The sequence below is a fragment of the Treponema sp. R80B11-R83G3 genome, from assembly GCF_054786115.1.
Genome location: NZ_BDHF01000555.1, coordinates 1 through 393, shown reverse-complemented (window position 1 = coordinate 393; position 393 = coordinate 1). Strand labels below are relative to the sequence as shown.

At 47.6% G+C, this 393-nt stretch carries 1 pseudogene; it reads right to left on the bottom strand.

Annotated features, from left to right (window positions below):
- Nucleotides 1-393: pseudogene (locus ACYVRH_RS14940) on the bottom strand (hypothetical protein); the annotation flags it as partial.

Here is a 393-nt window from a genome sequence, read left to right as displayed (position 1 = left end):
CTTAAACGCATATTCAATGCGGCTTGATGTTTCGGTGCGATTGGCGACAGTTATCATAACGGGAGGAACATCCGTGCCGTTTTCTTTCCATGTCTTGTATGTTTCAAGCCAGTCGGAACCTAGAAGATTATACGCCTGTATAACCAGATCGGGAAGCGGAACGGTGGATTCGGCAGGCTGGTTGATATTGTCTTTTACGGTCTCATCGGCATAGATATGATTTAATTTTGAACGGAAAGTTTTGGCGTTGGGAGTATTGTCGTCACGGACTACCATCCGGGGAGTTTTAACAAGGCCGGATTCTATGCCGTCATTCAAGCCAAAATCGCTAACTATCCAGGGGAAAAGGGCTTCGCTTTCGTTTTTCTTGCCTGACGGCGCAAAGGGCGTGGC